Here is a 23711-nt window from a genome sequence, read left to right as displayed (position 1 = left end):
CTAACTACTCTCGAGGCATGTCAGTGGTGCCCGCCTCCCCCGGTCCGGACGGCGGCCCGGACGTGCCGCGGCTGCTGGAGGCGGTGCGGTCGATCGGGTCGGGGCTGGAGCTGCACTCGACGCTGGACCGGATCTGCGACAAGGCGGCCGAGCTGGCGGACGCGCGCTACGCCGCCATCGGGGTCGTGGCGGAAGACGGCGAGGGACTCGCGGACTTCGTCTTCCACGGCGTCGACGAGGAGACCGTCCGGCGGATCGGGCAGCTGCCCGACGGACACAAGGGGCTGCTGGGGGCGCTCATCCACGACCCGGCACCGGTACGGCTCGCGCAGCTGGACGAGGACGCGCGCACGTGCGGATTCCCCGAGCACCATCCGGTGATGCGCAGCTTCCTGGGGGTTCCGATCCGGGTGCAGGGGGAGATCTTCGGGAATCTGTACCTGGCCGAGAAACGCGGCGGCGGCCCGTTCACCGACGACGACCTCAGCATGGTCCGGGTGCTGGCCGCGGAGGCGGGTATCGCGATCGGCAACGCCCGGCTGTACGAGGCCGCCCAGCAGCGCGAACGGTGGATCGACGGCTCGGTGGCCGTGACCCGGGCACTCCTGTCGGCCGACGACGCCGAGGACGCCCTCCAGGTCGTCGCGGAACAGGCCCGCAGGCTCTCCGGATCGGTGGCCGGGGTCGTGCTGCTGCCCGCCGCGGAGGGCGGTCTGGAGATCAGCGCGGTCGCCAAGGACCGCCCGTCCAAGGTGCTGGGAGCCGTCGTCCCGCCGGAGAGCGAACTGGTCGCCGAACTCCTCGACGGAGAGGCCGTGTTCCTCGACGACGCAGCCACCGACCCGCGCATGGTCACCGACTTCGCCCGCGAGTACGGGCCGACGATGATGCTTCCCCTGCAGTGCGGCGGCCGTCTCCTGGGAGCCCTCGTCACTTCCCGGGAACGGGGCGGGCGTCCTTTCACCGAGGCCGAGCGCACCCTCGCCACGCACTTCGCCTCGCAGGCCGCGCTCGCGCTGATGATGGCCGAGGCACAGCGCGACCGGGAGCGGCTCGCGGTCTACGAGGACCGTGACCGGATCGCCCGTGACCTGCACGACCTCGTCATCCAGCGACTGTTCGCCACCGGGATGATGTTGGAGAGCGCTCAGCGGAACTCGGCCGTGCCCGAGGTGCGGGAGGGCGTCGAAAAGGCGGTCGACGAACTCGACGTCACCATCCAGGAGATCCGCACCGCCGTCTTCGCGCTCCAACAGGGACCTGCCGAAGTGCCGTCCGGGCTGCGCACACGGGTGCTGCGGGAGATCAACATGGCTGCCGTGCCGCTCGGCTTCAGGCCCACGCACCGATTTGTCGGGCCCGTCGACACGGCGGTCGGTGAACCCATGGGCAAGAACCTCATCGCGGCCCTGCGCGAGGCCCTTTCCAACGCCTTCCGGCATGCCGGGGCCTCCCGCATCGACGTCGTCGTCGACGCGACCGTCATCCTGCCGGACGGCCGGCAGGGTGTCCGGCTGACCGTCACGGACAACGGCGTCGGCATCCCCGAGGGCGGCCGGCGCAGCGGCCTGCGGAACCTCGGGCGGCGCGCCGAGTCGCTGGGTGGCGACAGCTGGTACGGACCGGGGCCCGGAGCCGACGGCGGCGGTACGACGGTGGTGTGGCAGGCGCCGCATGCTCCGCAGGCGGAACCGGTTTAGAACCCCGGGTGCGGGACCGGTTCGGAACGCTGGGCGTGGGACCGGTTCGGAACGCTGGGCGTGGGACCGGTTCGGAGCTCTGGGCCGCTGTGGGGCCGCCGGTCCTGCCCAGCCGCTCCTACGGCCGTTCGGCGAGGATCTTCTCGATGACGACCGCCACCCCGTCGTCGTTGTTGGCGACCGTGCGACCGGAGGCCGCGGCGATCACGGCGGGGTGCGCGTTGCCCATCGCGTACGACGTGCCCGCCCAGGTCAGCATCTCGACGTCGTTCGGCATGTCTCCGAAGGCGACGACCTCCTCGGGGGAGATACCGCGCTCGGCGCAGCACAGTTCGAGCGTGCTGGCTTTGGAGACGCCGGGGCCGCTGATCTCCAGCAGGGCGCTGGGGCTGGAGCGGGTGATGGTGGCGCGGTCGCCGACGGCACGACGGGCCACGGTGAGGAAGGCGTCGGGGTCGAGCTCGTGGTGGAAGGCGAGGATCTTGAGCACCGGTTCGCCGGCGCCGGGGGCGTCCGGGGCCAGGAGCTGCTCGGCGGGTGCGAGGGTGTCGGGGATCTCCATGTGCAGCCTGGGGTACGCGGGCTCCTGGTAGAAGCCGTACGTCTGCTCGACGGCGAACACGGTGCCCGGCGCGGTCTCCCGCAGCAGTCGTACGGCGTCGAGCGCGTTCTCCCGCGCCAGCTCCCGGACCTTGACGAACCGGTGGGCGCCGGGGCCGCCGTGCAGGTCGACCACGGCGGCGCCGTTGCCGCAGATCGCCAGGCCGTGGCCGTGGACGTGGTCGCTGACGACGTCCATCCAGCGGGCCGGGCGGCCGGTCACGAAGAAGACCTCGATGCTGGCCTCCTCGGCGGCGGCGAGGGCGGCGACCGTGCGCTCGGATACGGACTTGTCGTCGCGCAGGAGGGTGCCGTCGAGGTCCGTGGCGATCAGGCGCGGCGGAAGGGCGGCTGCCGGGGTCTCTGGCTGTCGGGTCGCTGAGGTCACCGCGCCATTCTCGCGCATATGCCCGCACGGCCGTGCGGGAGCCCGCACATGTGAGTGGTGACCGCTCTCACCAGTACCGTTACACCCCGCTGTCGCCACCCGCGCTGTCGCCACCCGCGCTGTCGCCACCCGCGCTGTCGCCACCCGCGCTGTCGCCACCCGCCGTGGCGCCGGCCGTCAGGCCAGCTGTGCCGGGGCCTCCATGGCGATGCGCTCGAAGACCTTCTCGTCCGCGGCGAAGTCCGAGTCGGGGATGGGCCAGTGGATCACGATGTCGGTGAAGCCCAGCTCCGCGTGCCGGCCCGCGAAGTCGACGAACGCGTCGAGGGACTCCAGCGGACGGCCACGGTCCGGGGTGAAGCCGGTGAGCAGGACCTTGTCGAGTTCGGACACGTCACGGCCGACCGTGGCGCAGGCGGCGGCAAGCTTCTCCACCTGTCCGCGAATGGCCTGAACCGACTGTTCAGGGGTGCCCGTTTCGTACAGCTTGGGGTCGCCGGTCGTCACCCAGGCCTGCCCGTGGCGGGCGGCGAGCTTCATGCCGCGCGGGCCGGTGGCGGCCACCGCGAAGGGCAGTCGGGGCCGCTGGACACAGCCCGGGATGTTGCGCGCCTCGTGTGCCGAGTAGAAGTCGCCGTCGTGGGAGACCGTGTCCTCGGTGAGGAGGCGGTCGAGCAGCGGTACGAACTCGCCGAAGCGGTCGGCGCGCTCGCGCGGGGTCCAGGGCTCCTGGCCGTTCTTCAGAAGCGTCGTGGCGTCGAATCCGTTGCCGCCCGCGCCGATGCCCAGGGTGATCCGGCCGTTCGAGATGTCGTCGAGGGAGATCAGTTCCTTGGCGAGAGTCACCGGGTGCCGGAAGTTCGGCGAGGTCACGAGCGTGCCCAGGCGGAGTCGGTCGGTGGCGGCGGCCGCGGCGGTGAGCGTGGGCACGGCACCGAACCAGGGGCCGTCCCGGAAGGTCCGCCACGACAGGTGGTCGTACGTGAACGCGGTGTGGAAGCCGAGCTGCTCCGCACGCTGCCAGGCGGCACGCCCGCCCTCGTGCCAGCGGAGGTACGGCAGGATCACAGTGCTCAGACGCAGACTCATGCATCGAGCCTAAGCGGAGCCGCGGAGTGGTCGTGGCCACCGCGTGATCGCTCCACCGGCGCCCCTTGACCGGCCGGTCGGCGGACGATCAGTGCGGGCCGGGGAAGCGCAGGTACTTCGGTGGCACGGCCTCGGTGAGCCACACCCCGTTCGCGCTGACCCGGAAGACATGGCCGTCGCGGTGCATGGCGGCGGCGTCCACGCCGAGCACGACGGGCCGGCCGCGGCGGGCGCCGACGCGGGTCGCGGTCTCGCGGCCGGGCGAGAGATGCACGTCGTGCCGGTTCATGGGTCGCAGCCCCTCGGCCCGGATCGCGTCCAGATTGCGGGCCACGGTCCCGTGGTAGAGGTACTCCGGCGGAGTCGCCGGGGGCAGTCCGAGGTCGACCTCGACGGAGTGGCCCTGGCTGGCGCGGATGCGGGTGCCCTCCACGGCGAAGCGCCGCTTGTCGTTCGTGGCCACCACATGGTCCAGCTCCTCGCGGGTGATCCGGAAGCCGTGCGCCGCCGCTGCCGCGATCAGCGCGTCGACCTCGACCCAGCCTCCCTCGCCGAGCGTGAGCCCGATCCGCTCGGGCTGATGCCGCAGATGCTTCGAGAGGTACTTCGACACCTTCACGGTGCGTCTTTCATCCATCGGTTCGTTCATCCTGCCAGCGTGCCTGGCGAGAGGCGGATCACGCATTTGATTTTGGTTCGGAGGTTTGATCCACAAGCAAGTCCGGTTATCCACAGGTGAATTGACGAATCTGTGGACAACGTGCAGAAGATTCAAGGGATTTCATCAACAACACTGTGATTGTTGTAATTTGAGGTGAGATTGTCCAAGGTCCTTGCCTGTACCTCCCGTTCGACGGCGGCCGTGACGAAGGCCGCCACCTGATCGGCACCAACCAGGTTCTCCATGGCCCGCATTGTGGCGACGGGCAGCTGAACGGAACGCGTCTCGTCCGTAGGCCCCTCGGACCGCCCCGCCCCAAGACGCTCGCGCAAGTGCCGGGTCGCGAACAGCCGCATGGCGCGCGCCAGTTCCGCGTCCACCGTCTGCTGTGCGAGCGGTCGCAGACGGCGTACGAGGGAGGCCGCCTCGGCCGCTTCCGTGTCGCTCGGCGGATGCTCACCGAGATAGCGTGCGAAGACATGCTCGGTCGTGAACTCCAGGAAACGCGCGGCGATGTGCTCGACCTTGCCCCTCAACTCCCGTAGATGGCCAGAGATCGCGGACAGCGGTACGCCGGCTGCGTACAACTCGACCGCCACGGCTAGCTCTTGGGGACTCGGGACCAGATACATCTCGCCGTCGCCGGGGACGCGCTCCAGTACTCCGAGATCCACCGCCTCCGCCACCGCCGCGTCGTCCGGACTGCCGCCGAACCGCTCGTCCAGCTCGGCCCGCGACATGCGCACGGCCTCCTCGTCGGTCCACGGTCCGTCGACCTCCGCGACCAGCCCGAGGATCCCGCCCAGCCCCCGGCCCGCGTCCCAGGCCTCCAGGAGTTCCTTGATGGAGGCCAGGGTGTAGCCGCGGTCCAGGAGGTCGGCGATCTGCCGCAGCCGGGCCAGATGGGCGTCCGCGTACACGTTGGCGCGACCGCGCCGCTCGGGGCGGGGGAGCAGCCCGCGGTCCTGGTAGGCGCGGATCGTCCGGACCGTGGCGCCGCTGTGCTGCGCCAGATCCTCGATGCGGTACGCGACCCGGACCGGCTCGTCGTTCACGCTGCCTGCCTCCCGACCCCCTGGCTGCTACGCGACGGCCCCGCGCGGCCAGCCCCCCTGCGAGGGATGCTACGACCGCCGCGGACAACGGGACATGGCCGTGCCGAGCTCCTCCCGGGTGGGCAACAGGACTTTGCGCACAGCCCTGTTGCGGGCGATCGCGAACCTCACAGCGGTGGCTCCATCCGTGCGAGCGCGCGCAGCGCCCTCGGTGCCAGCCGGGACATCAGGCGGGCGCCGCGCGCCTCGGGGGTGACGGGCACGACCGCCTGGTTGCGGACGACCGCGCGCAGGATCGCGTCGGCCACCTTCTCCGGCGGGTAGTTGCGCAGTCCGTACAACCGTGCCGACTTGTTCTGGCGGCGTTTCTCCTCGCTCGCGTCCACCCCGGCGAAGTGCGCGGTCGAGGTGATGTTCGTGTTGACGAAACCCGGGCAGATCGCCGAGACGCCGATGCCCTGCCCGGCCAGCTCCGCGCGCAGACACTCGCTGAGCATCAGCACGGCCGCCTTCGAGGTGCTGTAGGCGGGCAGCGCCTTCGAGGGCAGGTACGCCGCCGCCGACGCTGTGTTGACGATGTGGCCGCCCTGCCCACGCTCGGCCATCTGCCTGCCGAAGAGCCGGCAGCCGTGGATCACGCCCCACAGGTTGACGTCGAGGACCTTCTTCCAGTCCTCCGGCGTCGTGTCGAAGAAGGACCCGGACAGTCCGATCCCGGCGTTGTTCACCAGCACGTCCACCACCCCGTACTCGCCCGCGACCCTTTCGGCGAGCTTCTCCATGGCCTGCTCGTCGGAGACGTCGGCCGTCTCGGCCCACGCTTCGGGGGAGCCGGCCAGCCGGGACATCTCCGCCGTGCGGGCCGCGCCCTCCGCGTCCCGGTCGACGGCCACCACACGCGCGCCGGCCTCGGCGAACGCCAAGGCGGTGGCCCGCCCGATGCCACTGCCAGCGCCGGTGACCAGCACGAGCTGCCCGCCGAACCGGTCGGCGTACCTGCCCGTGGCGACGGTGTCCCGCACCGGCACGCCGTCCTCGTTGGCGTGCACGAAGTCCGTGATCCAGGAAGCCAGTTGGTCGGGCCGTGTACGCGGGATCCAGTGCTTGTCCGGGAGGGTGCGACGCACCAGCTGCGGGGCCCACTCCTCCAGGTCGTCGTAGAGCCGCTCGGAGAGGAACCCGTCCCCCAGGGGCGTCACGAGCTGCACGGGCGCGTGCGCGTAGGCGTCCGGGCGTGGTCTGCTCAGCCGGGCCCGCACATTGTCGCGGTACAGCCACGCGCCGTGCGCCGCGTCCGTCGGCAACGAGGAGGTCGGATAGTCGCCCGCGGGCACCTTCTCGACCCGCCGCAGGATCTTCGGCCACTGCTTGCCGAGGGGGCCGCGCCAGGCGAGCTCCGGCAGCACGGGCGTGTGCAGCAGGTACACGTACCAGGACTTGGCGCCCTGGCCGAGGAGCTGGCCGACCCTGCGCGGGGTGGGCCGCCGCACGCGCCGCTTGATCCAGTGGCCGAAGTGGTCGAGGGACGGCCCGGACACGGAGGTGAAGGAGGCGATCCGGCCCTGGGTGCGCGCGACCGTGACGAACTCCCAGGACTGCACCGAACCCCAGTCGTGCCCCACCAGGTGCACCGGGCGGTCGGGGCTCACCGCGTCGACGACGGCCAGGAAGTCGTCCGTCAGCTTCTCCAGGGTGAACCCGCCCCGCAATGGCCGCGGGGCCGTCGACCCGCCGTGGCCACGGACGTCGTACAGCACCACGTGGAAACGCTCGGCCAGGCGGGTCGCGACCTCGGACCACACCTCCTTCGAGTCCGGATAGCCGTGCACGAGGATCACCGTGGGCCCCGCCGGATCGCCCAGCTCGGCGACGCACAGCTCGATCCCACCCGTCCGCACCCGGCGCTCGCGCGCGCCTTCGAGAGTCACGAGAGTCACTTCTCCTTCGCCCGGCGCCGCACGGTACGTGCCCGTAACTTGACACTGGCGAATGTGACAGTTGTTAGAGGCTGCGTCAATAGGCCTGCGTGGCACCTGTGGACAACCGGTCCGATGTGGATAAACCCCCGCCGGTTGTTCGACTTCAGGGGGACCCCTACGGGCCCGTACGACTGGAGTCGGACGCGGATACAGCTCCGTGGGTTGACGACCGCTGTGGCGTGCGCCACTACGTTCGACAACGTGACTGTGATCGCGACCGAAAGCCTGAGCAAGCGGTACCCACGGGTGACCGCTCTTGACCGGCTCTCCGTGGACGTCGGACCCGGTGTGACCGGACTCGTCGGAGCCAACGGAGCCGGCAAGTCCACACTGATCAAGATCCTGCTGGGTCTCTCCCCCGCCACCGAGGGCCGCGCCCAAGTGCTCGGACTCGATGTCGCCACCCAAGGCGGCGCCATCCGCGAGCGGGTCGGGTACATGCCCGAGCACGACTGCCTGCCCCCCGATGTCTCGGCCACCGAGTTCGTCGTCCACATGGCGCGCATGTCCGGGCTCCCGCCGGCCGCGGCCCGCGAGCGCACCGCGGACACCCTGCGCCACGTCGGACTGTACGAGGAGCGCTACCGTCCCATCGGTGGCTACTCGACGGGCATGAAGCAGCGCGTCAAGCTCGCGCAGGCCCTCGTCCACGACCCCCAGCTGGTCTTCCTCGACGAGCCGACCAACGGCCTCGACCCGGTCGGCCGCGACGAGATGCTCGGCCTGATCCGCCGTATCCACACCGACTTCGGGATCTCGGTCCTGGTCACCTCGCACCTGCTGGGCGAGCTGGAGCGCACCTGCGACCACGTCGTGGTCGTCGACGGCGGCAAGCTGCTGCGGTCCAGCTCCACCACGGACTTCACCCAGACCACCACGACCCTCGCCATCGAGGTCACCGACACCGACGAGCACCCGGACGGCACCAAGGCGGTCCGCGAGGCGCTCCACGCACGCGGGGTCGAGACCCACGACGGCAGCGGGCTGCCGGGCGCCGGCCACATCCTGCTGCTGACCGCCGAGGGCGAGGAGACCTACGACCTCGTCCGTGACGTCGTCGCCGACCTCGGCCTCGGCCTGATCCGGATGGAACAGCGCCGGCACCACATCGCGGAGGTCTTCCGCGAGGAACAGACGGACGGGACGGACGTGCAGGGCGTACGGAAGGAGGCAGTGGGCCATGGCAGTTGAGCAGTCCCTCACCCCGCGTGGTGAGCAGACCCGGATCCACGACATCGGCTACCGCCACTACGACGGCCCGCGCCTGGGCCGCGCCTACGCCCGTCGCTCGCTGTACTCGCAGTCCCTGCGCGGCTCCTACGGCCTCGGCCGCTCCGTCAAGTCCAAGGTGCTGCCGATGCTGCTCTTCGTGGTGATGTGCGTCCCCGCACTCATCATGGTGGCCGTCGCGGTCGCCACCAAGGCGAAGGCCCTGCCGGTCGACTACACGCGTTACGCGGTCATCATGCAGGCCGTCATCGGTCTGTACGTCGCCTCCCAGGGACCGCAGTCCGTCTCGCGCGACCTGCGCTTCAAGACCGTGCCGCTGTACTTCTCACGCCCCATCGAGACCGTCGACTACGTACGCGCCAAGTACGCGGCGCTGGCCTCGGCGCTGTTCATCCTGACGACCGCGCCGCTGATCGTGCTCTACGTAGGGGCGCTTCTGGCGAAGCTCGACTTCTCCGACCAGACGAAGGGCTTCGGACAGGGGCTGGTCTCCGTGGCACTGCTGTCGCTGCTCTTCGCCGGGATCGGCCTGGTCATCTCGTCGATCACCCCGCGCCGCGGCTTCGGCATCGCGGCCGTCATCGCGGCGCTGACCATCTCCTACGGAGCCGTGTCGACCGTCCAGGCCATCGCCTTCGAGCAGTCCAGCTCCTCGGCCGTGCCCTGGCTCGGCCTCTTCTCTCCCATCACGCTCATCGACGGGGTGCAGACGGCCTTCCTCGGCGCCACCTCCGCCTTCCCCGGAGGGGAGGGCCCCTCGTCCGGGCAGGGAGTCGTCTACCTCGTCGTCGTCCTGGGGCTCATCGCGGGCTCCTACGGCCTTCTGATGCGCCGCTACCGAAAGGTCGGGCTGTGACCACGCTCAACATCGACCACGTCTCGCGCTGGTTCGGCAACGTGGTGGCGGTCAACGACATCACGATGACGATCGGCCCCGGCGTCACCGGCCTGCTCGGCCCGAACGGCGCCGGGAAGTCCACCCTCATCAACATGATGGGCGGCTTCCTCGCCCCCTCCACCGGCACCGTCACCCTCGACGGCCGGCCGGTCTGGCGCAACGAACAGATCTACAAGCACATCGGCATCGTCCCGGAGCGCGAGGCGATGTACGACTTCCTCACGGGCCAGGAATTCGTCGTCGCCAACGCCGAGTTGCACGGACTCGGAGCGAAGGCCGCCCAGCGGGCGCTCGCCACGGTCGAGATGGAATACGCGCAGGACCGCAAGATCTCGACCTACTCCAAGGGCATGCGGCAGCGCGTGAAGATGGCCTCCGCCCTCGTCCACGACCCGTCCCTGCTGCTGCTCGACGAGCCCTTCAACGGCATGGACCCGCGCCAGCGCATGCAGCTCATGGACCTGCTGCGCCGCATGGGCGACGAGGGCCGCACGGTGCTGTTCTCGTCCCACATCCTCGAAGAGGTCGAACAGCTCGCCGCCCACATCGAGGTGATCGTCGCCGGACGGCACGCGGCCAGCGGCGACTTCCGCCGCATCCGCCGCCTGATGACCGACCGACCGCACCGCTACCTGGTGCGCTCCAGCGACGACCGGGCGCTGGCCGCCGCGCTGATCGCCGACCCGTCGACGTCAGGCATCGAAGTGGACCTGGCCGAGGGCGCGCTGCGCATCCAGGCCGTCGACTTCGGCAGGTTCACGGCGCTGCTGCCGCGCGTCGCGCGCGAGCACGGCATCCGGCTGCTCACGGTCTCGCCGTCCGACGAGTCCCTCGAGTCCGTCTTCTCGTATCTCGTCGCGGCGTAGGAGGCCAAGATGTACGACCCCACAGTCGCCCGGCTCACCTATCGAGCCCTGCTCGGCCGCCGCCGGGCCCTCATCCTCTGTGCGCTGCCCGTTCTGCTCATCGTGATCTCCGCGGCCGTACGCAGCTTCGCCGGAGCCGACGACCAGGTGGCATCGGACCTGCTCGGCGGGTTCGCGCTCGCCACGATGGTGCCGATCATCGGCGTCATCGCCGGCACCGGCGCGATCGGCCCCGAGATCGACGACGGCTCGGTGGTGTATCTGCTGGCCAAGCCCCTGAAGCGGCCGACGATCATCTTCACCAAACTGATCGTCGCGATCGCCGTCACCATGGCGTTCTCCGCCCTGCCGACGTTCATCGCCGGCATGATCCTCAACGGCAACGGCCAGCAGGTCGCCGTCGCCTACACCGTGGCGGCGCTGGTCGCCTCGATCGCGTACGCCGCGCTGTTCCTGCTGCTGGGGACGGTCACCCGGCACGCGGTGGTCTTCGGGCTCGTCTACGCGCTGGTCTGGGAAGCCCTGTTCGGGTCGCTGGTGTCCGGCGCGCGCACGCTCAGCGTCCAGCAGTGGGCGCTCGCCGTGGGCCACAAGGTCACCGGCGGCGACCTCGTCACCTCGGACGTGGGCCTGCCCACCGCGACGGTGCTCCTGGTCGTGGTGACCGTGCTCGCCACCTGGTACGCCGGGCAGCGGCTGCGGTCGCTGACGCTGGCCGGCGAGGAGTGAGCCGGGGGTTCCACGCGTGTGTGCCGGTTGTCGCCACGCACGCGCGCGTGGCGCCCCCTTTTTTCTTTGAAGGCCTTTCTTCGAGAGTGGCTTCACCTTTTTCTTGACAGTGGCTTCACCTCTGTCCCGGCACACTGGGCGGAGGGGACGCGCGGCTAGGAGGAACGGGGATGGCGGAACCGCAAGGCGAGGGACAGAGGGAGACCGAGGACGTCTGGGACGGCCTCGTACTGGACGAGAGCTTCATACGGTCGGCCGAGACGACCGAACCGTCCGCCCGCGCCCGTATGCTCGCCGCCCGCTGGCGCGAGGGGGGACCCGACCCGCAGCCCTGGCGCTCCGACGAGCCGCCCGCGGGGTGGTTCTTCAGTAAGGCACGTCGGCGCAGGTGGCGCCGCCGGTAACCCTCTTTGGGCCATCGGTAACCCCCTTTGAGGGGCCGCTTTATTCAGTGGCGCCCAAGTCGGCGTACGGGCACAGTAGTTATGTCCACGTCGCCGCATCGAGTCGGCGCCACGTTCTGGGAGAGGAGCGCGACGATGCCCATGAGCAGCAGTCCGTCGAGCTCCCTACAGGGCAGCCCGCGGCAGGCTCAGGAGTAGTTACCCCTCCGTGGAGCCCGCCCGCACGGGGGGCTGCCCGGGGCGGCCGCTTCGAGCGCGCGTACGCCGCGCGGGCCGCCCACCCGGAGGATTGGCCGAGAGGTAAGGCACCGGCTTGCTAAGCCGTGGTCGGGGTCAACCCCGCGCGCGTTCGATCCGCGCATCCTCCGCGAGACGTTGTCACTGGGACTCGGCAGGATTGGCGTGCCTGACAGGGAGTATGGCGCCGCAGGCCGTGCCCTGACCCGCTAACCCAGCAACGGCTCCAGCACCACCGCGATGCCGTCCTCCTCGTTCGAGGACGTCACCTCGTCCGCGACGGCCTTGAGCTCGTCGTGGGCATTCGCCATGGCCACGCTGTGGGCCGCCCAGGCGAACATCGGGATGTCGTTGGGCATGTCACCGAAGGCGATCGTGTTCGCGGCCTTCACACCGAGGCGACGGGCGGCAAGGGACAGCCCCGTGGCCTTGGAGAGGCCGAGGGGGAGGAGTTCCACTATCCCGGCGCCCGCCATGGTGACGCCGACCAGGCCGCCCGCGACCCTGGCCGCCACCGCGGCCAGTTCGTCGTCGGAGAGCGTGGGGTGCTGCACGTAGACCTTGTTCAGAGGGGCCGACCAGAGGTCCGTCGCGTCCCTGATCGGGACGACCGGGAGCGAGCCGTCCTGCCTGCGGTAGCCGGGGCCGACCAGTACCTCGCCGTCGAGCCCGTCGCGGCTCGCGGCCAGCAGCAGCGGGCCGACCTCCGCCTCGATCTTGGCGAGCGCGAGCCCGGCCAGCTGCCGGTCCAGCGTCACCGAGGTGAGCAGCCGGTGCTCCCCCGCGTCGTACACCTGCGCACCCTGGCCGCACACCGCGAGACCCTCGTAGCCGAGGTCGTCGAGGATGTGCCGGGTCCAGCGCACCGCGCGCCCGGTGACGACGATGTGCGCGGCGCCCGCCGCGGTCACCGCGGCGAGTGCCTCACGCGTGCGCTCCGAGATGGTCTCGTCGGAACGCAGCAGCGTGCCGTCGAGATCGGTCGCGACGAGCTTGTAAGGGAACGATCCGGTCGGACCCGTGGATCCGACCGGACCAGTGGTTCCGGTCGGCCCGGCGGCGGCGGTCACTTGGAGATCGGCTCCAGAACCTCACGTCCGCCCAGGTAGGGACGCAGCACCTCGGGTACCCGCACGGAGCCGTCGGCCAGCTGGTGGTTCTCCAGGATCGCCACGATCGTGCGCGGGACGGCGCACAGCGTGCCGTTCAGCGTGGCGAGCGGCTGGACCTTCTTGCCGTCGCGCATGCGCACGGACAGGCGACGCGCCTGGAAGCCGTCACAGTTCGAGGCCGAGGTCAGCTCGCGGTACTTGCCCTGGGTCGGGATCCACGCCTCGCAGTCGAACTTGCGGGACGCGGAGGCACCGAGGTCGCCCGAGGCCACGTCGATGACCTGGAAGGGCAGCTCGAGGCCGGTCAGCCACTGCTTCTCCCAGTCCAGGAGCCGCTTGTGCTCGTTCTCCGCGTCCTCCGGGTCGACGTACGAGAACATCTCGACCTTGTCGAACTGGTGCACACGGAAGATGCCGCGGGTGTCCTTGCCGTACGTGCCGGCCTCGCGGCGGAAGCACGGCGAGAATCCGGCGTAGCGCAGCGGCAGCTGGTCGGCGTCGAGGATCTCGTCCATGTGGTACGCCGCGAGGGGGACCTCGGAGGTGCCGACCAGGTAGTAGTCGTCCTTCTCCAGGTGGTACACGTTCTCCGCGGCCTGGCCGAGGAAGCCGGTGCCCTCCATGGCGCGCGGGCGGACCAGGGCCGGGGTCAGCATCGGGGTGAAGCCGGCCTCGGTGGCCTGCGCGATCGCCGCGTTGACGAGGGCGAGCTCCAGGAGCGCGCCGACACCCGTCAGGTAGTAGAAGCGCGAGCCGGAGACCTTGGCGCCCCGCTCGACGTCGATGGCGCCGAGCGCCTCGCCGAGCTCCAGGTGGTCCTTGGGCTCGAAGCCCTCGGCGCCGAAGTCGCGGATCGTGCCGTGCGTCTCCAGGACGACGAAGTCCTCCTCGCCGCCGACCGGGACGTCCGGGTGGACCAGGTTGCCGAGCTGGAGGAGCAGACGCTTGGTCTCCTCGTCCGCCTCGTGCTGTTCGGCGTCGGCGGTCTTGACGGCGGCGGCGAGCTCCCCGGCCTTCTTCAGCAGCTCGGCCTTCTCGTCGCCGGACGCCTTGGGGATCAGCTTGCCGAGCGCCTTCTGCTCGGATCGGAGCTCGTCGAAGCGGACGCCGGACGACCTGCGCCGCTCGTCGGCAGAGAGGAGGGAGTCGACGAGGGCGACGTCCTCTCCACGGGCGCGCTGGGAGGCGCGAACACGGTCGGGGTCCTCACGGAGCAGGCGAAGGTCAATCACCCCTCAAGGCTACCGGTGCGCGCTTCCGGCCATCGACTCGATATTCCGCTCCGTCACTTCTGTGACGTCATGAGTGAAATGCCGGATCGAAATTCCTTGATCATCAATGAGTGTCCATGAGCGTCGGTCCGCGTCAATAAAAGGGACGGTACTCCCTGAAACGGGGCAGACGGTAGTCATGGGGTTGACTGGATTCCCTTGTGGAGAGCGGCACTTGAGAAGGGGTTGTCCACAGGGGTCCACACCCTCGCAGAGTTATCCACAGGCTGTGCGGAAGATCTGTGGACTTCGGAGGTGATCGTTCCGAAAGCCGCATGCGGGACGAAGAATTCCCGGGTCAAACCATCCGTACACCCACGTTCGAGTGGAAATGCTTCGCTCCAAAGGATTGATCAAGGGAAAAGAGTGGACGAGGGGTGACGTGCGGGGCTGTGGACGAACTTGGGCCCTGTAGGCCGATTTGTCGACGATGTAATGCTTCGTTGTCGACTTGTCCCCAGGTCGAGAAGCACACCTGTGGATAACATCTGTGGATGACGAAAATCGGCAGGTAGGACTGGTGGAACGCGGATCAGGACAGTGGAAAAGGCCGCGCCGACGAGCCGCCGACGTGGGAACCCGAACAGGCCTGGATCCGGCCTCGATCCAGCCTGGAACCGGCCCGGAACCGGCCTAGAACCGTCCGTCCTGGCAGCGCGCCAGCCAGTCCGACGCCGCCGAGAACGCACCGTCCGACGTCCCGGGCCGCAGCGGCCGTACGTCCTCCAGGGCGACCCCGGCCCGCGGATAGGACCCGAGGAAGCGAACCTGGGGGCTGATCCGCTTGAGGCCCATCAGCGCCTCGCCCACACGGCGGTCGGTGATGTGGCCCTCGGCGTCCACGGAGAAGCAGTAGTTGCCGATGCCCTGGCCGGTCGGCCGTGATTCGATCCGCATCAGGTTGACGCCGCGCACGGCGAACTCCTGGAGCAGTTCAAGCAGCGCACCCGGGTGGTCGTCGCCGAGCCAGATGACCACGGACGTCTTGTCGGCGCCGGTCGGGGCCGCGGGCCGGGCCGGACGGCCGACCAGCACGAAGCGGGTCTCGGCGTTCGCCGCGTCGTGGATCTCGGTGACCAGCGGCTCGAGCCCGTAGGTCGCCGCCGCGAACTCGCCCGCGAAGGCCGCGTCGTACCGGCCCTCCTGGACCAGCCGGGCGCCGTCCGCGTTCGAGGCCGCCGACTCCCACACGGTGTTCGGCAGGTGGGCGCCGAGCCAGTTGCGTACCTGCGGCTGGGCGACCGGGTGGCCGGTGACCGTCTTGATGTCCTTCAGTGCCGTGCCGGGCCTGACCAGCAGGGCGAAGGCGATCGGCAGGACGACCTCGCGGTAGATCATCAGCGGCTCGCCCTTGGCGAGCTCGTCGAGGGTGGCGGTGACGCCGCCCTCGACCGAGTTCTCGATCGGGACGAGCGCGCCCGCGGCCTCGCTCGCACGCACCGCGTCGAGCGCGGCCGGCACGGACACCATGGGTACCAGCTCCCGTGTCGCGGCTTCCGGGAGCGTGCGGAGGGCGGCCTCGGTGAACGTTCCCTCGGGGCCGAGATAGGTGTAGCGCGTCGCCGACATACCCGTCACCCTAATGGGCACCGTCCCGCACGGATCACCCTTCCAGCAGCCGCTGACCCACGTATTCCCCCTCCGCCGCCCCGCCCGGCACCGCGAACAGCCCGCTCGCCTCGTGGCGGATGTACGTGGACATGGCGTCGCCGCGGTCGAGCTTGCGCTGCACCGGGACGAAGCCGCGCAGCGGATCCGCCTGCCAGCAGACGAAGAGCAGGCCCGCGTCGGGCACCCCGTCCGTGTCGAAGCCGTCGTGGAAGGAGAACGGGCGGCGCAGCATCGCGGCGCCGCCGTTCTGGTCGGGCCGGGTGATCCGGGCGTGCGCGTTGAGGGGGACGACCAGGTTGCCGTCGGCGTCGGTCTTGTCGAGGTTCATGGCGGTCGTCTCGGTGCCACCGGTCAGCGGCGCCCCGGTGGACTTTTTCCGCCCGATGACGTCCTCCTGGGCCTTGACCGACAGCTTCTCCCAGTCGTCGAGGAGCATCCGGATCCGGCGTACGACGGCGTACGAGCCGTTCGCCATCCATGCCGGGTCGCCGGCGGCCGGCACGAAGATGCGCCGGTCGAAGTCGGACTCGGTCGGCTTCGGATTGCGGGTGCCGTCTATCTGGCCCATCAGGTTGCGGGCCGTCATCGGCTGGGCCGTGGCGCCGGGCGAGCGGTTGAAGCCGTTCATCTGCCAGCGCACCCGGGCCGCGCTGCCCGCGTCCTTCTGGAGCGTGCGCAGGGCATGGAAGGCGACCAGGGCGTCGTCGGCGCCGATCTGCACCCACAGGTCGCCGTTGCTGCGCGTCTTGTCGAGGTGGTCGGAAGAGAAGTCGGGCAGTGGGTCGAGGGCGACCGGGCGCTGCTTCTCCAGACCCGTCCGTGCGAAGAAGCTGTTTCCGAAGCCGAAGGTGACCGTCAGGGACGACGGTCCGGCGTCACGGGCGACGTCCGTGTCGTCCTGCGCGGCGGCCTCGCCCGCCATCAGCCGCTGGGCCGTCGTCGACCAGCGGCGCAGCAGTGCGGCGGCCTCCTTGCGGCCCGCGCCTGCGGCCAGGTCGAACGCGACGAGGTGGCCACGGGCCTGGAGCGCGGTGGTGATGCCGGGCTGATGTTTCCCGTGAAACATCACCGTGTCCGCGCCGAGCGAGGTCAGGGGCGCTGCCTTGTCGGCGGCGGGCGCTGCCGCGTACCCGGCGGCACCTCCGGCCGCACCCAGGGCGAGACCGGTGGCACCGGCGGTGCCGAGCAGCCGGCGCCGGGAAAGGACCCCGCCAGAAGAGGGCTTCTGGGAAAGGGCCTCTCCTGGAGGGGTGTTTTCCGTGGTGGCTTCCGGAGTGGGCTGGTCAGGCATGGTGAGGTTCAGCCGATCTTCGCGTTCTTGGTGACGGTCGTCTGGTCGATGTCGGAGGTGCGCACGGTCACCGCGATCTCCCAGTCGCCCGCCATGGGGATCTGCACCCCGATCGCCGACCAGTGGCCGGTGGCGATGCGGTCGGGGGTCACGGGCAGCGGGCCGATCTTCTTTGCCTCCAGGGTGAAGGCGACCTTCACCTCGGGGACGTCGAAGGCCTTGCCGTTCGGCCGTTCCACGAAGACGTGCATCTCGTTGCCGCCGACGCGGGCCGGATCGAGGGTGACCTCCGCGGTGCCCTTGCCGTCCTGGCCACCCGTGTCGAACGGGAGCTTCAGAGAGAGCGTCCCGGACCGCTGCGAGGAGGACGTGGTGGCCTGCTGGGCCGCTTCCTCCGTGCGCCCCGGCTCGGTGGACGTCAGCACGGTCGTCACGGCCAGCAGGACGACGGCGACGCCCGTCTCGGCGAGCACCGAGCGGCGCAGGCCGGCCCGGGCCGGGTCGGCGTCGCGGACGCGCTTCTGACGCGCGGTGGCCACGGCTGCCTGCTGCCGGGCGAGTTGAGCGGCGCGCCGGGAGTCTCCGGAGTCCGAGTCCCTGGAATCCGAGCCCGCGGAGTTCGCGTCCTCAGAGCTTGAGTCCCCGGAACTCGCGGGCACCTTCGTCGGCCGCTTCGTCCGCTGTCCGGCGAGAGCCGTCGCCCCGGTTGTCGCCCCGGCTGTCGTCCCGACCGTGGCCCCCGCTGTCGCCAGGGCCTTCGCCCGCGGCACCTCGGACAACTGGGCCGTCCACCGCCGCGAGATCCACGCGATGCCGACGAGGACGGCCACCAGGCCGATCTTGACGAGCAGCAACTGCCCGTACCACGTTCCGGTCAGCGCGGACCAGGAGCCGACCTGGCGCCAGGACTGGTAGATCCCGGTCGCGGCCAGCACGGTCACGCCGGCGAACGCGACGCGTGAGAACCGCCGTACGGCCACCGCGTCGATCTGCGTCTCGGCGGGCGCCCGGAACAGCGCCACGAGCAGCGTCGACAGCCCGCCGAGCCAGACGGCGACCGCCAGCAGGTGCAGGACATCGACGGGCATCGCGAGGCCCGCCTGGATACCGGTGGAGGCGTGCTCGGCCATCGCCCAGCTCGCCGCCAGGCCCGCCGCGACGACGGCGCCGCCGATCGCCAGCCCGAAGGTGAGGTCCTTCTTCTCGGCATCGGCATCGACGCGGCCCCTGTCGGACAAGCCGCCCTCGTCGGACCCGTCGGCCACGTCGGTCTCATCCGACGCGACGGCCTCGTCCCGCCGCGCGTACGCCCCGAAGAGCACCGCGATGAACAGCGCGCCCGCGGCGAGCAGCAGCAGCCGCGAGACGAGTGCCGCACCCGCCTTGGTCTGCAGCACCTGCCCGAGCAGTGTCAGGTCGAAGATGTCGCCGACCTTGCCGGAGCCGACGTAGGAGCCGCGCAGGAGCAGCAGCGCGAGGGTGGCGCCGGTCAGCGTGAGCCACCCGGAGACCACGAGCCGTTGCACCGGACGGACCCCGGCGCCGCGCTGCCAGCAGGCCAGTACGAAGGCCGCGCCACCCACCAGAAGGATGAATCCGGCGTATGAGACATACCGCCCGAACCCATAGAGTGCGCCGACGACTCCGCCGCCCACGGCCGGGTCGGAGAGCGCGACGGAGGTCTGCGAGGGCGCGCCGATGGAGAACGTGAACGCGCCGGAGACGGGGTGGCTGTCCGCCGACACCACCTGGTAGGTGACGGTGAACGTGCCGTCGGGCAGCCCCGGGCGGAGCTTCACGCCGTAGGTGGTGCCGCCCAGGTCGGCGGCCTTGCCGGTGTCGACGCGCTTGCCCTTGGGGTCGAGCACGCGCACCGAGTCGTCGGACATCGCGACCTTCTCGGAGAACGTCAGCGAGATCTGGGCGGGTGCCTTGCCGACCACCGCTCCCTGCTGGGGGTCGCTGCCGGTCAGCGCGGCGTGCGCGGAGGCGGGCGTGGCGCCGGCCAGGACCGCGCCGATCACGGCGAGGAGCAGCAACAGCAGTGCCCGTACCCGAGAAGCGACCCCTCCAGTGGTGGTGGAAGCCGTACGGGGAGCGATGGTCTGTGTCACGGTGATCCCTCCCTCAGTGCCCGGTCTTCGGGTTGTACGTCGCGGACTTCACCGGCATGGAGACCTTCACCGTGCCTGCCTTGGTGAAGTGCAGCGTCACCGACACCTTCTCGCCCTCCAGAGGCTTGTGGGTGAGCTTTTCGAACATGAGGTGGTTGCCGCCGCTCGCGAAGTCGAGTGACCCGTCGGCGGGCACGGCGAACGACTTCTGTTCCTCCATCGCGCCGCCCTTGGTGGAGTGCAGCGTGACGTCGGAGGCGAGGTCGCTGGTGACGGAGGCCAGGGTGTCGGCGCCGCCGGAGTTGGTGACGGTGAAGAAACCGGCCGCCATGGTGTCCGTGACGGGGGCGGGCATGTAGGCGCCGGTGATCTTCAGCTCGGGCCTGCCCGTGTTGTCCGAGGAGGAGTCGTTGGAGCCGCAACCCGCCAGCGCCAGCGCCGTGGCCGTCAGCGCCGCGCATCCCGCGAGACGCCTCGAAGGGGCAACGGGTCGGCTCACGGATTCTCTCCCTTGATGAGCTTGGGGAGGTCCTTGGTGTAGTCGTCGACGGTGGCGTCCTCGCCGTAGATCACATAGCCCCCGTCGGTCTTCGGCGAGAACGCGATGACCTGGGTGCCGTGCACGGAGACGAGCTTGCCGTTCTTGTCCTTCGCCGTCGGCTCGATGGAGATGCCCAGGGTGCGGGCGCCCGCCTGGATGGTGGGGAAGTCGCCGGTGAGGCCGACGAAGGCGGGGTCGATCCCCTTGAGCCACTTGCCGAGCGTGGCGGGGGTGTCGCGGGCCGGGTCGGTGGTGACGAACACGACCTTGAGCTTGTCCTGTTCGGCCTTGGGCAGCTGCTTCTTGGCGACGGCGAGGTTGCTCATCGTCGTCGGGCAGACGTCGGGGCAGTGGGTGTAGCCGAAGTAGATCAGCGTCGGGACGCCCTTGGTCTCGGCCCGGAAGTCGTACTTCTTGCCGTTCGTGTCGGTGAGGACCAGGTCGGGCTTCTCGAACGCCTTGTCGAGGACCGTGGCTGCCTTGCCCGTGCCGGCCTCGGCGGACACGTCGGCGATGGGCTTGTTGCTGTCGTCGCCGCTGCCGCAGGCGGAAAGGGTCAGTGCGGCGGCGGCGAACAGGGCGGCCGCGGCATACGTCTTCTTGCGCATAGAAAAATGTCCCAGATGTGAGGGCTCCGGTGTGCACCGGGGTCGTACGACCTCTCTGACGAGGGCGTACGACCTACCGGTGCACAACGGAGGGGTGCGGTGGTCCTCAGGCCTCGGTGGGCCTCAGGCCTCGGTGCGCCGACGGCCGGCCAGAACGCCGTACGCCACGCCCGCCACGCCGACGACGATGCCGACGACACCGAGGACGCGCGCGGTGGTGTCACTGCTGTCGGAGGAGGAGGCAGCGGTGGACGAGGACGAGGCGGGGGCCGCCGTGGAGGTGTCGGAGGCGTCCTTGGCAGTGCCGGAGGACCCGTGGTGGCCGTCCGTGGACGCGTCGGAGAGCGTGAGTACCGGAGCCGGGTTCTCGGGCTCCTCCTGGCCCTCCTTCTGCGGCTCGATCCAGCGCACGACGTCCTTGTTGTCGTACGTCTGGATCGCCTTGAAGACGAGCTCCTCGGTGTCCTCGGGGAGCGCGCCGACGGAGAGCGGGAACTTCTGGAAGAAGCCCGGCTCGATGCCCTTGCCGGTGGCGGTCCAGGTGACCTTGGTGACGGCCTCGGAGATCTTCTCGCCGTGCATCGTGAGCGGCTTGGCCAGCTTGCTCTTGGTGACCTTCACGGACCAGCCGTCGAGGGGCTGCGGCATGACGGAGGCGAGCGGGTGGTCGGTCGGGAAGTTCACCTCGACCTTGTTGGTCGAGGCGTCGTCGCGCTCGTTGGGGACCTTGAAGTCGACGACGGCGTAACCACCCTTGGCGGCCTCGCCCTCCGGCTGCACGCTGACGTGCGCGAAGGCGGGGGCGGAGACGGCGAGGACGGCCGAGGCGGCGACGGCACCGGCGGCGGCGATACGGGAAGCCTTCATGGAAGAGAGCACTCCACTTTCAGTCCGATGAGAAGAGAAGGAGGGTGCGCGTGCGAAAGGCGCGATGGGCCTCTGGGGGATGTTTTCGCGTGCACGCGCGCGTGCCGCACGACGGCATCCCCTTCGGATCGGTCCGGTGGAGTGGCCCGTCGTGTCAGGCGGCGAGGACGAGCGTGGAGTGGGGCGGTCCGCGGCGGACGACGCTGTGCTGGAGCTCGGCGGTACGGGGCTTGGGTGGCGTCAGAAGCGCGGTGCGCCGGGGGCGCGGTGCCGCGTCGGGCGTACTCGGAAGTCCGGCCCGCAGGGCGCGTACAAGCGCGAGCGCCCCGCGCAGGGACCGTACGAGCGCCCCTTCCGAGACTCCGTGCGCGGACAGACGTATCAGCCGCAGCAGTGCCAGATCACCGCGGCGCAGCACCCAACCGGCGGCGACGGCCGCGAGGACGTGGCCGAGCAGCATCGGCAGGGACGGCCACACGGACATCGAGGACCGAGTGGCGGCCGACATCGCGTCCGAGGAGTGGTGCATGGGCATGGACATGGACATGGACGGAGTCGTGCCCGTGTCGAGCCGTGCGTCAGCGAGGATCTTCATGGCCTGAGCCGGGCTGATCGCCGCCGCCGTCGTGCCGCACACGAGGCGAGCGGCACGTTCCACGAGTGAGGTGTCGGCCATCGACATGGAGCCCGAGCCCGCCGTGGCGGTTCCGGCGAGCCCGAAGAGCGTGTGCAGGGCGGTCTGACCACTCGCGAGCAGCCCGGCGATGCCGGGCAGCGAACGCTCCCGTCCCGCCAGCGCGGCGGCGACGGCGAAGACCGCGAGGAATCCGGCGCCGAGTGTCCACAGCGGGACGGTGGTGCAGGAGGCGAGCCCATGACCGGCCGCGGCCAGCACGACACAGACCGCGGCGAACACCGCGGCCCGCAGAATCCGGAGCCCGTGTCCGGAGCGCGCCCTGCGCTGGTGGGGGGCAGTCATGGCGGGCTCATCATCGCACTGGACCTACCCGCTTCCTACGCCAGGTCCGCGAGACGACGGTCCGAGAGCCGTGGTCCGGAAGATCATGATCTGGGCCGAACCACCCGCACATACACCGAGGGTTGTCGCCTGCGCATCCGCCATATGGGCGGCATCACGTCACGCAGGCGATTGCGCACAGGTGGTTGCGGCAATACGTAACGGTATGTCGAGCCGCGGCCGGGAGGCTGGAGCATGAGCATCTGGTGGTCACTCCATTTGCGGCGTGAGGCTGCGAGCGTTCCGCTCGCCAGACGTCTGCTGCTCGGCACGATGGAGACGGCGGGTGTCGATCCGGATGTCTCGTACGACCTCTCCGTGGCCCTCAGCGAGGCCTGCGCCAACGCCGTGGAGCACGGTGGCGACGCCGCTCCCGGTACCGCGTCCGAGGCCTATCGGGTCACCGCCTACCTCGACGGTGAGAAGTGCCGCATCGAGGTCTCCGACGCCGGCCCGGGGTTCGCCCCGGGCCGTGCGCGTCCCGCGCTCCGCCCGGTCCGCAGCGACGCCGAGCACGGCCGGGGGCTGTGCCTGATCCGGGAACTCGCCGATCATGTCCAGATCGGCAACGAACCGGGACGGGGCGGCGCGGTGGTCAGTTTCGACAAGATCCTCAAGTGGAAGAAGGACGCGCCGCTGATGGCGGTTTAGAGCAGGTTCAGAGCCTGTCCGCCGGACAGGCCCTGGCGCCGGGGCAGGGACGGATCGCCAAGGCGGTCTCGCTCAGCGGGAGTTCGGCCCTGACCTCGTAGCCTCCCCCGGGACGGGGTCCGGCTCGCAGGCGGCCGCCCACGGACTGGGCGCGTTCGCGCATGCCGACGAGACCGAAGCCGCCGCCCGGGACCGGCGGTGTGGGCGGGGCGGATCGGACGGTGCCTCCGTCGTCGGCGACCGTGAGGGTCAGCAGGTCGTGGGAGTAGGCGAGCCGGACCCGGGCGGTCTGGGCGGCTGCGTGTTTGGTGACGTTGGTGAGCGCTTCCTCTTAGGGCTCGCGCATGAGCAGCCGCGAGGACGAGACGCTGGCGCGGGCCGCCGTGGCCGCGCTGACAGGGCAACTGGAGCTCACCCCCAAACCCGGCCTGCCCGATCCGCGCGATCTCGGGGCCCCGGCGACCCGCCGGGACCTGTGTTCCCTGCGCTGGTCGGCCAAGGCGCTGACGCCCGGCCTCGCGGCCATGGCGGCCGCCGCCCGCCGCACCGGCCGGCCCACGCCCGAACTCCGCACGGAACTGGGCGCGATCGGCCGGTCCACCGAACACTCGGTGACGCTGGCGGGCGGTGGCCACCGCGGGGCGCTGTGGGTCCTGGGCCTCCTGGTCGCGGCGGCGGCCCTGGACCCAGGGGCCAAGGGTGCCGAGGTCGCCGCCACCGCCAAGCGGATCGCGACGCACCCCGACCGGCGGGCGCCCCGGCGGCCTTCCCGGGGGTCGTCCATGTCCGCG

The 23711-nt window shown here is 70.4% G+C and carries 22 protein-coding genes, 1 tRNA gene and 1 pseudogene; 9 read left to right on the top strand and 15 right to left on the bottom strand.

Annotation, left to right across the window (positions count from 1 at the left end):
- Window positions 1-17: 17 nt before the first annotated feature.
- Window positions 18-1700, top strand: coding sequence for a GAF domain-containing protein (locus tag ABZ656_RS02525; RefSeq protein ID WP_101399012.1), 1683 nt, complete (start codon window positions 18-20; stop codon window positions 1698-1700).
- A gap of 118 nt (window positions 1701-1818) precedes the next feature.
- On the opposite strand, the gene ABZ656_RS02520 is transcribed toward ABZ656_RS02525, so the two are convergent.
- The 5 genes from ABZ656_RS02520 to ABZ656_RS02500 form a co-directional block, all read right to left on the bottom strand.
- Window positions 1819-2706, bottom strand: coding sequence for a Cof-type HAD-IIB family hydrolase (locus ABZ656_RS02520; RefSeq protein WP_360263759.1), 888 nt, complete (start codon window positions 2704-2706; stop codon window positions 1819-1821).
- A gap of 159 nt (window positions 2707-2865) precedes the next feature.
- Window positions 2866-3777 (bottom strand): LLM class flavin-dependent oxidoreductase, encoded by a 912-nt coding sequence (locus ABZ656_RS02515; RefSeq protein WP_360263755.1) that lies wholly within the window; start codon window positions 3775-3777, stop codon window positions 2866-2868.
- An 88-nt stretch (window positions 3778-3865) separates the two neighbouring features.
- Window positions 3866-4414, bottom strand: a complete 549-nt coding sequence (locus tag ABZ656_RS02510; protein WP_360263752.1) for an RNA 2'-phosphotransferase — start codon at window positions 4412-4414, stop codon at window positions 3866-3868.
- Between the two features lie 134 nt (window positions 4415-4548).
- Window positions 4549-5493: a MerR family transcriptional regulator gene (locus ABZ656_RS02505; RefSeq protein ID WP_360263749.1), complete on the bottom strand. Its 945-nt coding sequence runs from the start codon at window positions 5491-5493 to the stop codon at window positions 4549-4551.
- A gap of 167 nt (window positions 5494-5660) precedes the next feature.
- Window positions 5661-7421 (bottom strand): SDR family oxidoreductase, encoded by a 1761-nt coding sequence (locus ABZ656_RS02500; RefSeq protein ID WP_360263746.1) that lies wholly within the window; start codon window positions 7419-7421, stop codon window positions 5661-5663.
- Between the two features lie 258 nt (window positions 7422-7679).
- Between ABZ656_RS02500 and ABZ656_RS02495 the strand changes: the two genes are divergently transcribed.
- The 6 genes from ABZ656_RS02495 (at window position 7680) to ABZ656_RS02470 (ending at window position 11967) form a co-directional block, all read left to right on the top strand.
- Complete coding sequence (locus ABZ656_RS02495; protein ID WP_360263881.1) at window positions 7680-8663, top strand: ABC transporter ATP-binding protein; 984 nt, start codon at window positions 7680-7682, stop codon at window positions 8661-8663.
- Window positions 8653-9558 (top strand): hypothetical protein, encoded by a 906-nt coding sequence (locus ABZ656_RS02490; protein WP_101398998.1) that lies wholly within the window; start codon window positions 8653-8655, stop codon window positions 9556-9558. The genes ABZ656_RS02495 and ABZ656_RS02490 overlap by 11 nt, the downstream gene beginning before the upstream one ends.
- Complete coding sequence (locus ABZ656_RS02485; protein WP_168493479.1) at window positions 9555-10466, top strand: ABC transporter ATP-binding protein; 912 nt, start codon at window positions 9555-9557, stop codon at window positions 10464-10466. The genes ABZ656_RS02490 and ABZ656_RS02485 overlap by 4 nt, the downstream gene beginning before the upstream one ends.
- A gap of 9 nt (window positions 10467-10475) precedes the next feature.
- Window positions 10476-11195, top strand: coding sequence for an ABC transporter permease subunit (locus tag ABZ656_RS02480; RefSeq protein ID WP_054236936.1), 720 nt, complete (start codon window positions 10476-10478; stop codon window positions 11193-11195).
- 170 nt (window positions 11196-11365) lie between these two features.
- Complete coding sequence (locus tag ABZ656_RS02475) at window positions 11366-11599, top strand: hypothetical protein (protein WP_054236924.1); 234 nt, start codon at window positions 11366-11368, stop codon at window positions 11597-11599.
- A 283-nt stretch (window positions 11600-11882) separates the two neighbouring features.
- A tRNA-Ser gene (locus ABZ656_RS02470) sits at window positions 11883-11967 on the top strand.
- 78 nt (window positions 11968-12045) lie between these two features.
- Here ABZ656_RS02470 and ABZ656_RS02465 read toward each other — a convergent pair.
- From ABZ656_RS02465 to ABZ656_RS02425, 9 genes are all read right to left on the bottom strand, one after another.
- Window positions 12046-12906, bottom strand: a complete 861-nt coding sequence (locus ABZ656_RS02465) for an HAD family hydrolase (protein ID WP_101398994.1) — start codon at window positions 12904-12906, stop codon at window positions 12046-12048.
- On the bottom strand, window positions 12903-14180 hold the full coding sequence (serS, locus tag ABZ656_RS02460) for a serine--tRNA ligase (protein ID WP_101398992.1): 1278 nt from the start codon (window positions 14178-14180) through the stop codon (window positions 12903-12905). Before serS ends, ABZ656_RS02465 begins: the two co-directional genes overlap by 4 nt.
- 672 nt (window positions 14181-14852) lie before the next feature.
- Window positions 14853-15788, bottom strand: a complete 936-nt coding sequence (gene pheA, locus ABZ656_RS02455; RefSeq protein WP_101398990.1) for a prephenate dehydratase — start codon at window positions 15786-15788, stop codon at window positions 14853-14855.
- A gap of 34 nt (window positions 15789-15822) precedes the next feature.
- Entirely contained in the window at window positions 15823-17121 is a 1299-nt protein-coding gene (efeB, locus tag ABZ656_RS02450) for an iron uptake transporter deferrochelatase/peroxidase subunit (protein WP_360263738.1), read from the bottom strand.
- 8 nt (window positions 17122-17129) lie between these two features.
- Window positions 17130-19235, bottom strand: a complete 2106-nt coding sequence (locus ABZ656_RS02445) for a copper resistance protein CopC (RefSeq protein ID WP_360263735.1) — start codon at window positions 19233-19235, stop codon at window positions 17130-17132.
- A 13-nt stretch (window positions 19236-19248) separates the two neighbouring features.
- Window positions 19249-19734: a copper chaperone PCu(A)C gene (locus tag ABZ656_RS02440; protein WP_180361955.1), complete on the bottom strand. Its 486-nt coding sequence runs from the start codon at window positions 19732-19734 to the stop codon at window positions 19249-19251.
- Window positions 19731-20384 (bottom strand): SCO family protein, encoded by a 654-nt coding sequence (locus ABZ656_RS02435; protein WP_101398987.1) that lies wholly within the window; start codon window positions 20382-20384, stop codon window positions 19731-19733. The genes ABZ656_RS02440 and ABZ656_RS02435 overlap by 4 nt, the downstream gene beginning before the upstream one ends.
- A 123-nt stretch (window positions 20385-20507) precedes the next feature.
- Entirely contained in the window at window positions 20508-21251 is a 744-nt protein-coding gene (locus tag ABZ656_RS02430) for a YcnI family protein (protein WP_101398985.1), read from the bottom strand.
- Between the two features lie 154 nt (window positions 21252-21405).
- Window positions 21406-22230, bottom strand: a complete 825-nt coding sequence (locus tag ABZ656_RS02425; RefSeq protein ID WP_360263729.1) for a hypothetical protein — start codon at window positions 22228-22230, stop codon at window positions 21406-21408.
- Window positions 22231-22464: 234 nt separating this feature from the next.
- Between ABZ656_RS02425 and ABZ656_RS02420 the strand changes: the two genes are divergently transcribed.
- Window positions 22465-22920, top strand: coding sequence for an ATP-binding protein (locus ABZ656_RS02420; protein WP_101398981.1), 456 nt, complete (start codon window positions 22465-22467; stop codon window positions 22918-22920).
- A 7-nt stretch (window positions 22921-22927) separates the two neighbouring features.
- On the opposite strand, the pseudogene ABZ656_RS02415 reads toward ABZ656_RS02420, so the two are convergent.
- A pseudogene (locus tag ABZ656_RS02415) lies at window positions 22928-23251 on the bottom strand (ATP-binding protein); the annotation flags it as partial.
- Window positions 23252-23264: 13 nt separating this feature from the next.
- Between ABZ656_RS02415 and ABZ656_RS02410 the strand changes: the two are divergent.
- Window positions 23265-23711 (top strand): triphosphoribosyl-dephospho-CoA synthase (locus ABZ656_RS02410; protein WP_360263726.1); only part of this gene is annotated, 447 nt, incomplete at its 3' end.

It is taken from the genome of Streptomyces sp. NPDC007095, assembly GCF_040634475.1.
Classification (GTDB): Bacteria; Actinomycetota; Actinomycetes; order Streptomycetales; family Streptomycetaceae; genus Streptomyces.
This window is presented reverse-complemented; position numbering and strand designations above follow the sequence as displayed.

Coding starts and splice junctions, on each gene's coding strand:
- ABZ656_RS02480 (WP_054236936.1), top strand. CDS start 10,476: ATGTACGACCCCACAGTCGCCCGGCTCACCTATCGAGCCCTGCTCGGC.
- ABZ656_RS02425 (WP_360263729.1), bottom strand. CDS start 22,230: ATGACTGCCCCCCACCAGCGCAGGGCGCGCTCCGGACACGGGCTCCGG.
- ABZ656_RS02515 (WP_360263755.1), bottom strand. CDS start 3,777: ATGAGTCTGCGTCTGAGCACTGTGATCCTGCCGTACCTCCGCTGGCAC.
- ABZ656_RS02525 (WP_101399012.1), top strand. CDS start 18: ATGTCAGTGGTGCCCGCCTCCCCCGGTCCGGACGGCGGCCCGGACGTG.
- ABZ656_RS02475 (WP_054236924.1), top strand. CDS start 11,366: ATGGCGGAACCGCAAGGCGAGGGACAGAGGGAGACCGAGGACGTCTGG.
- ABZ656_RS02430 (WP_101398985.1), bottom strand. CDS start 21,251: ATGAAGGCTTCCCGTATCGCCGCCGCCGGTGCCGTCGCCGCCTCGGCC.
- pheA (WP_101398990.1), bottom strand. CDS start 15,788: ATGTCGGCGACGCGCTACACCTATCTCGGCCCCGAGGGAACGTTCACC.
- efeB (WP_360263738.1), bottom strand. CDS start 17,121: ATGCCTGACCAGCCCACTCCGGAAGCCACCACGGAAAACACCCCTCCA.
- ABZ656_RS02520 (WP_360263759.1), bottom strand. CDS start 2,706: ATGCGCGAGAATGGCGCGGTGACCTCAGCGACCCGACAGCCAGAGACC.
- ABZ656_RS02510 (WP_360263752.1), bottom strand. CDS start 4,414: ATGGATGAAAGACGCACCGTGAAGGTGTCGAAGTACCTCTCGAAGCAT.
- ABZ656_RS02435 (WP_101398987.1), bottom strand. CDS start 20,384: ATGCGCAAGAAGACGTATGCCGCGGCCGCCCTGTTCGCCGCCGCCGCA.
- ABZ656_RS02420 (WP_101398981.1), top strand. CDS start 22,465: ATGAGCATCTGGTGGTCACTCCATTTGCGGCGTGAGGCTGCGAGCGTT.
- ABZ656_RS02490 (WP_101398998.1), top strand. CDS start 8,653: ATGGCAGTTGAGCAGTCCCTCACCCCGCGTGGTGAGCAGACCCGGATC.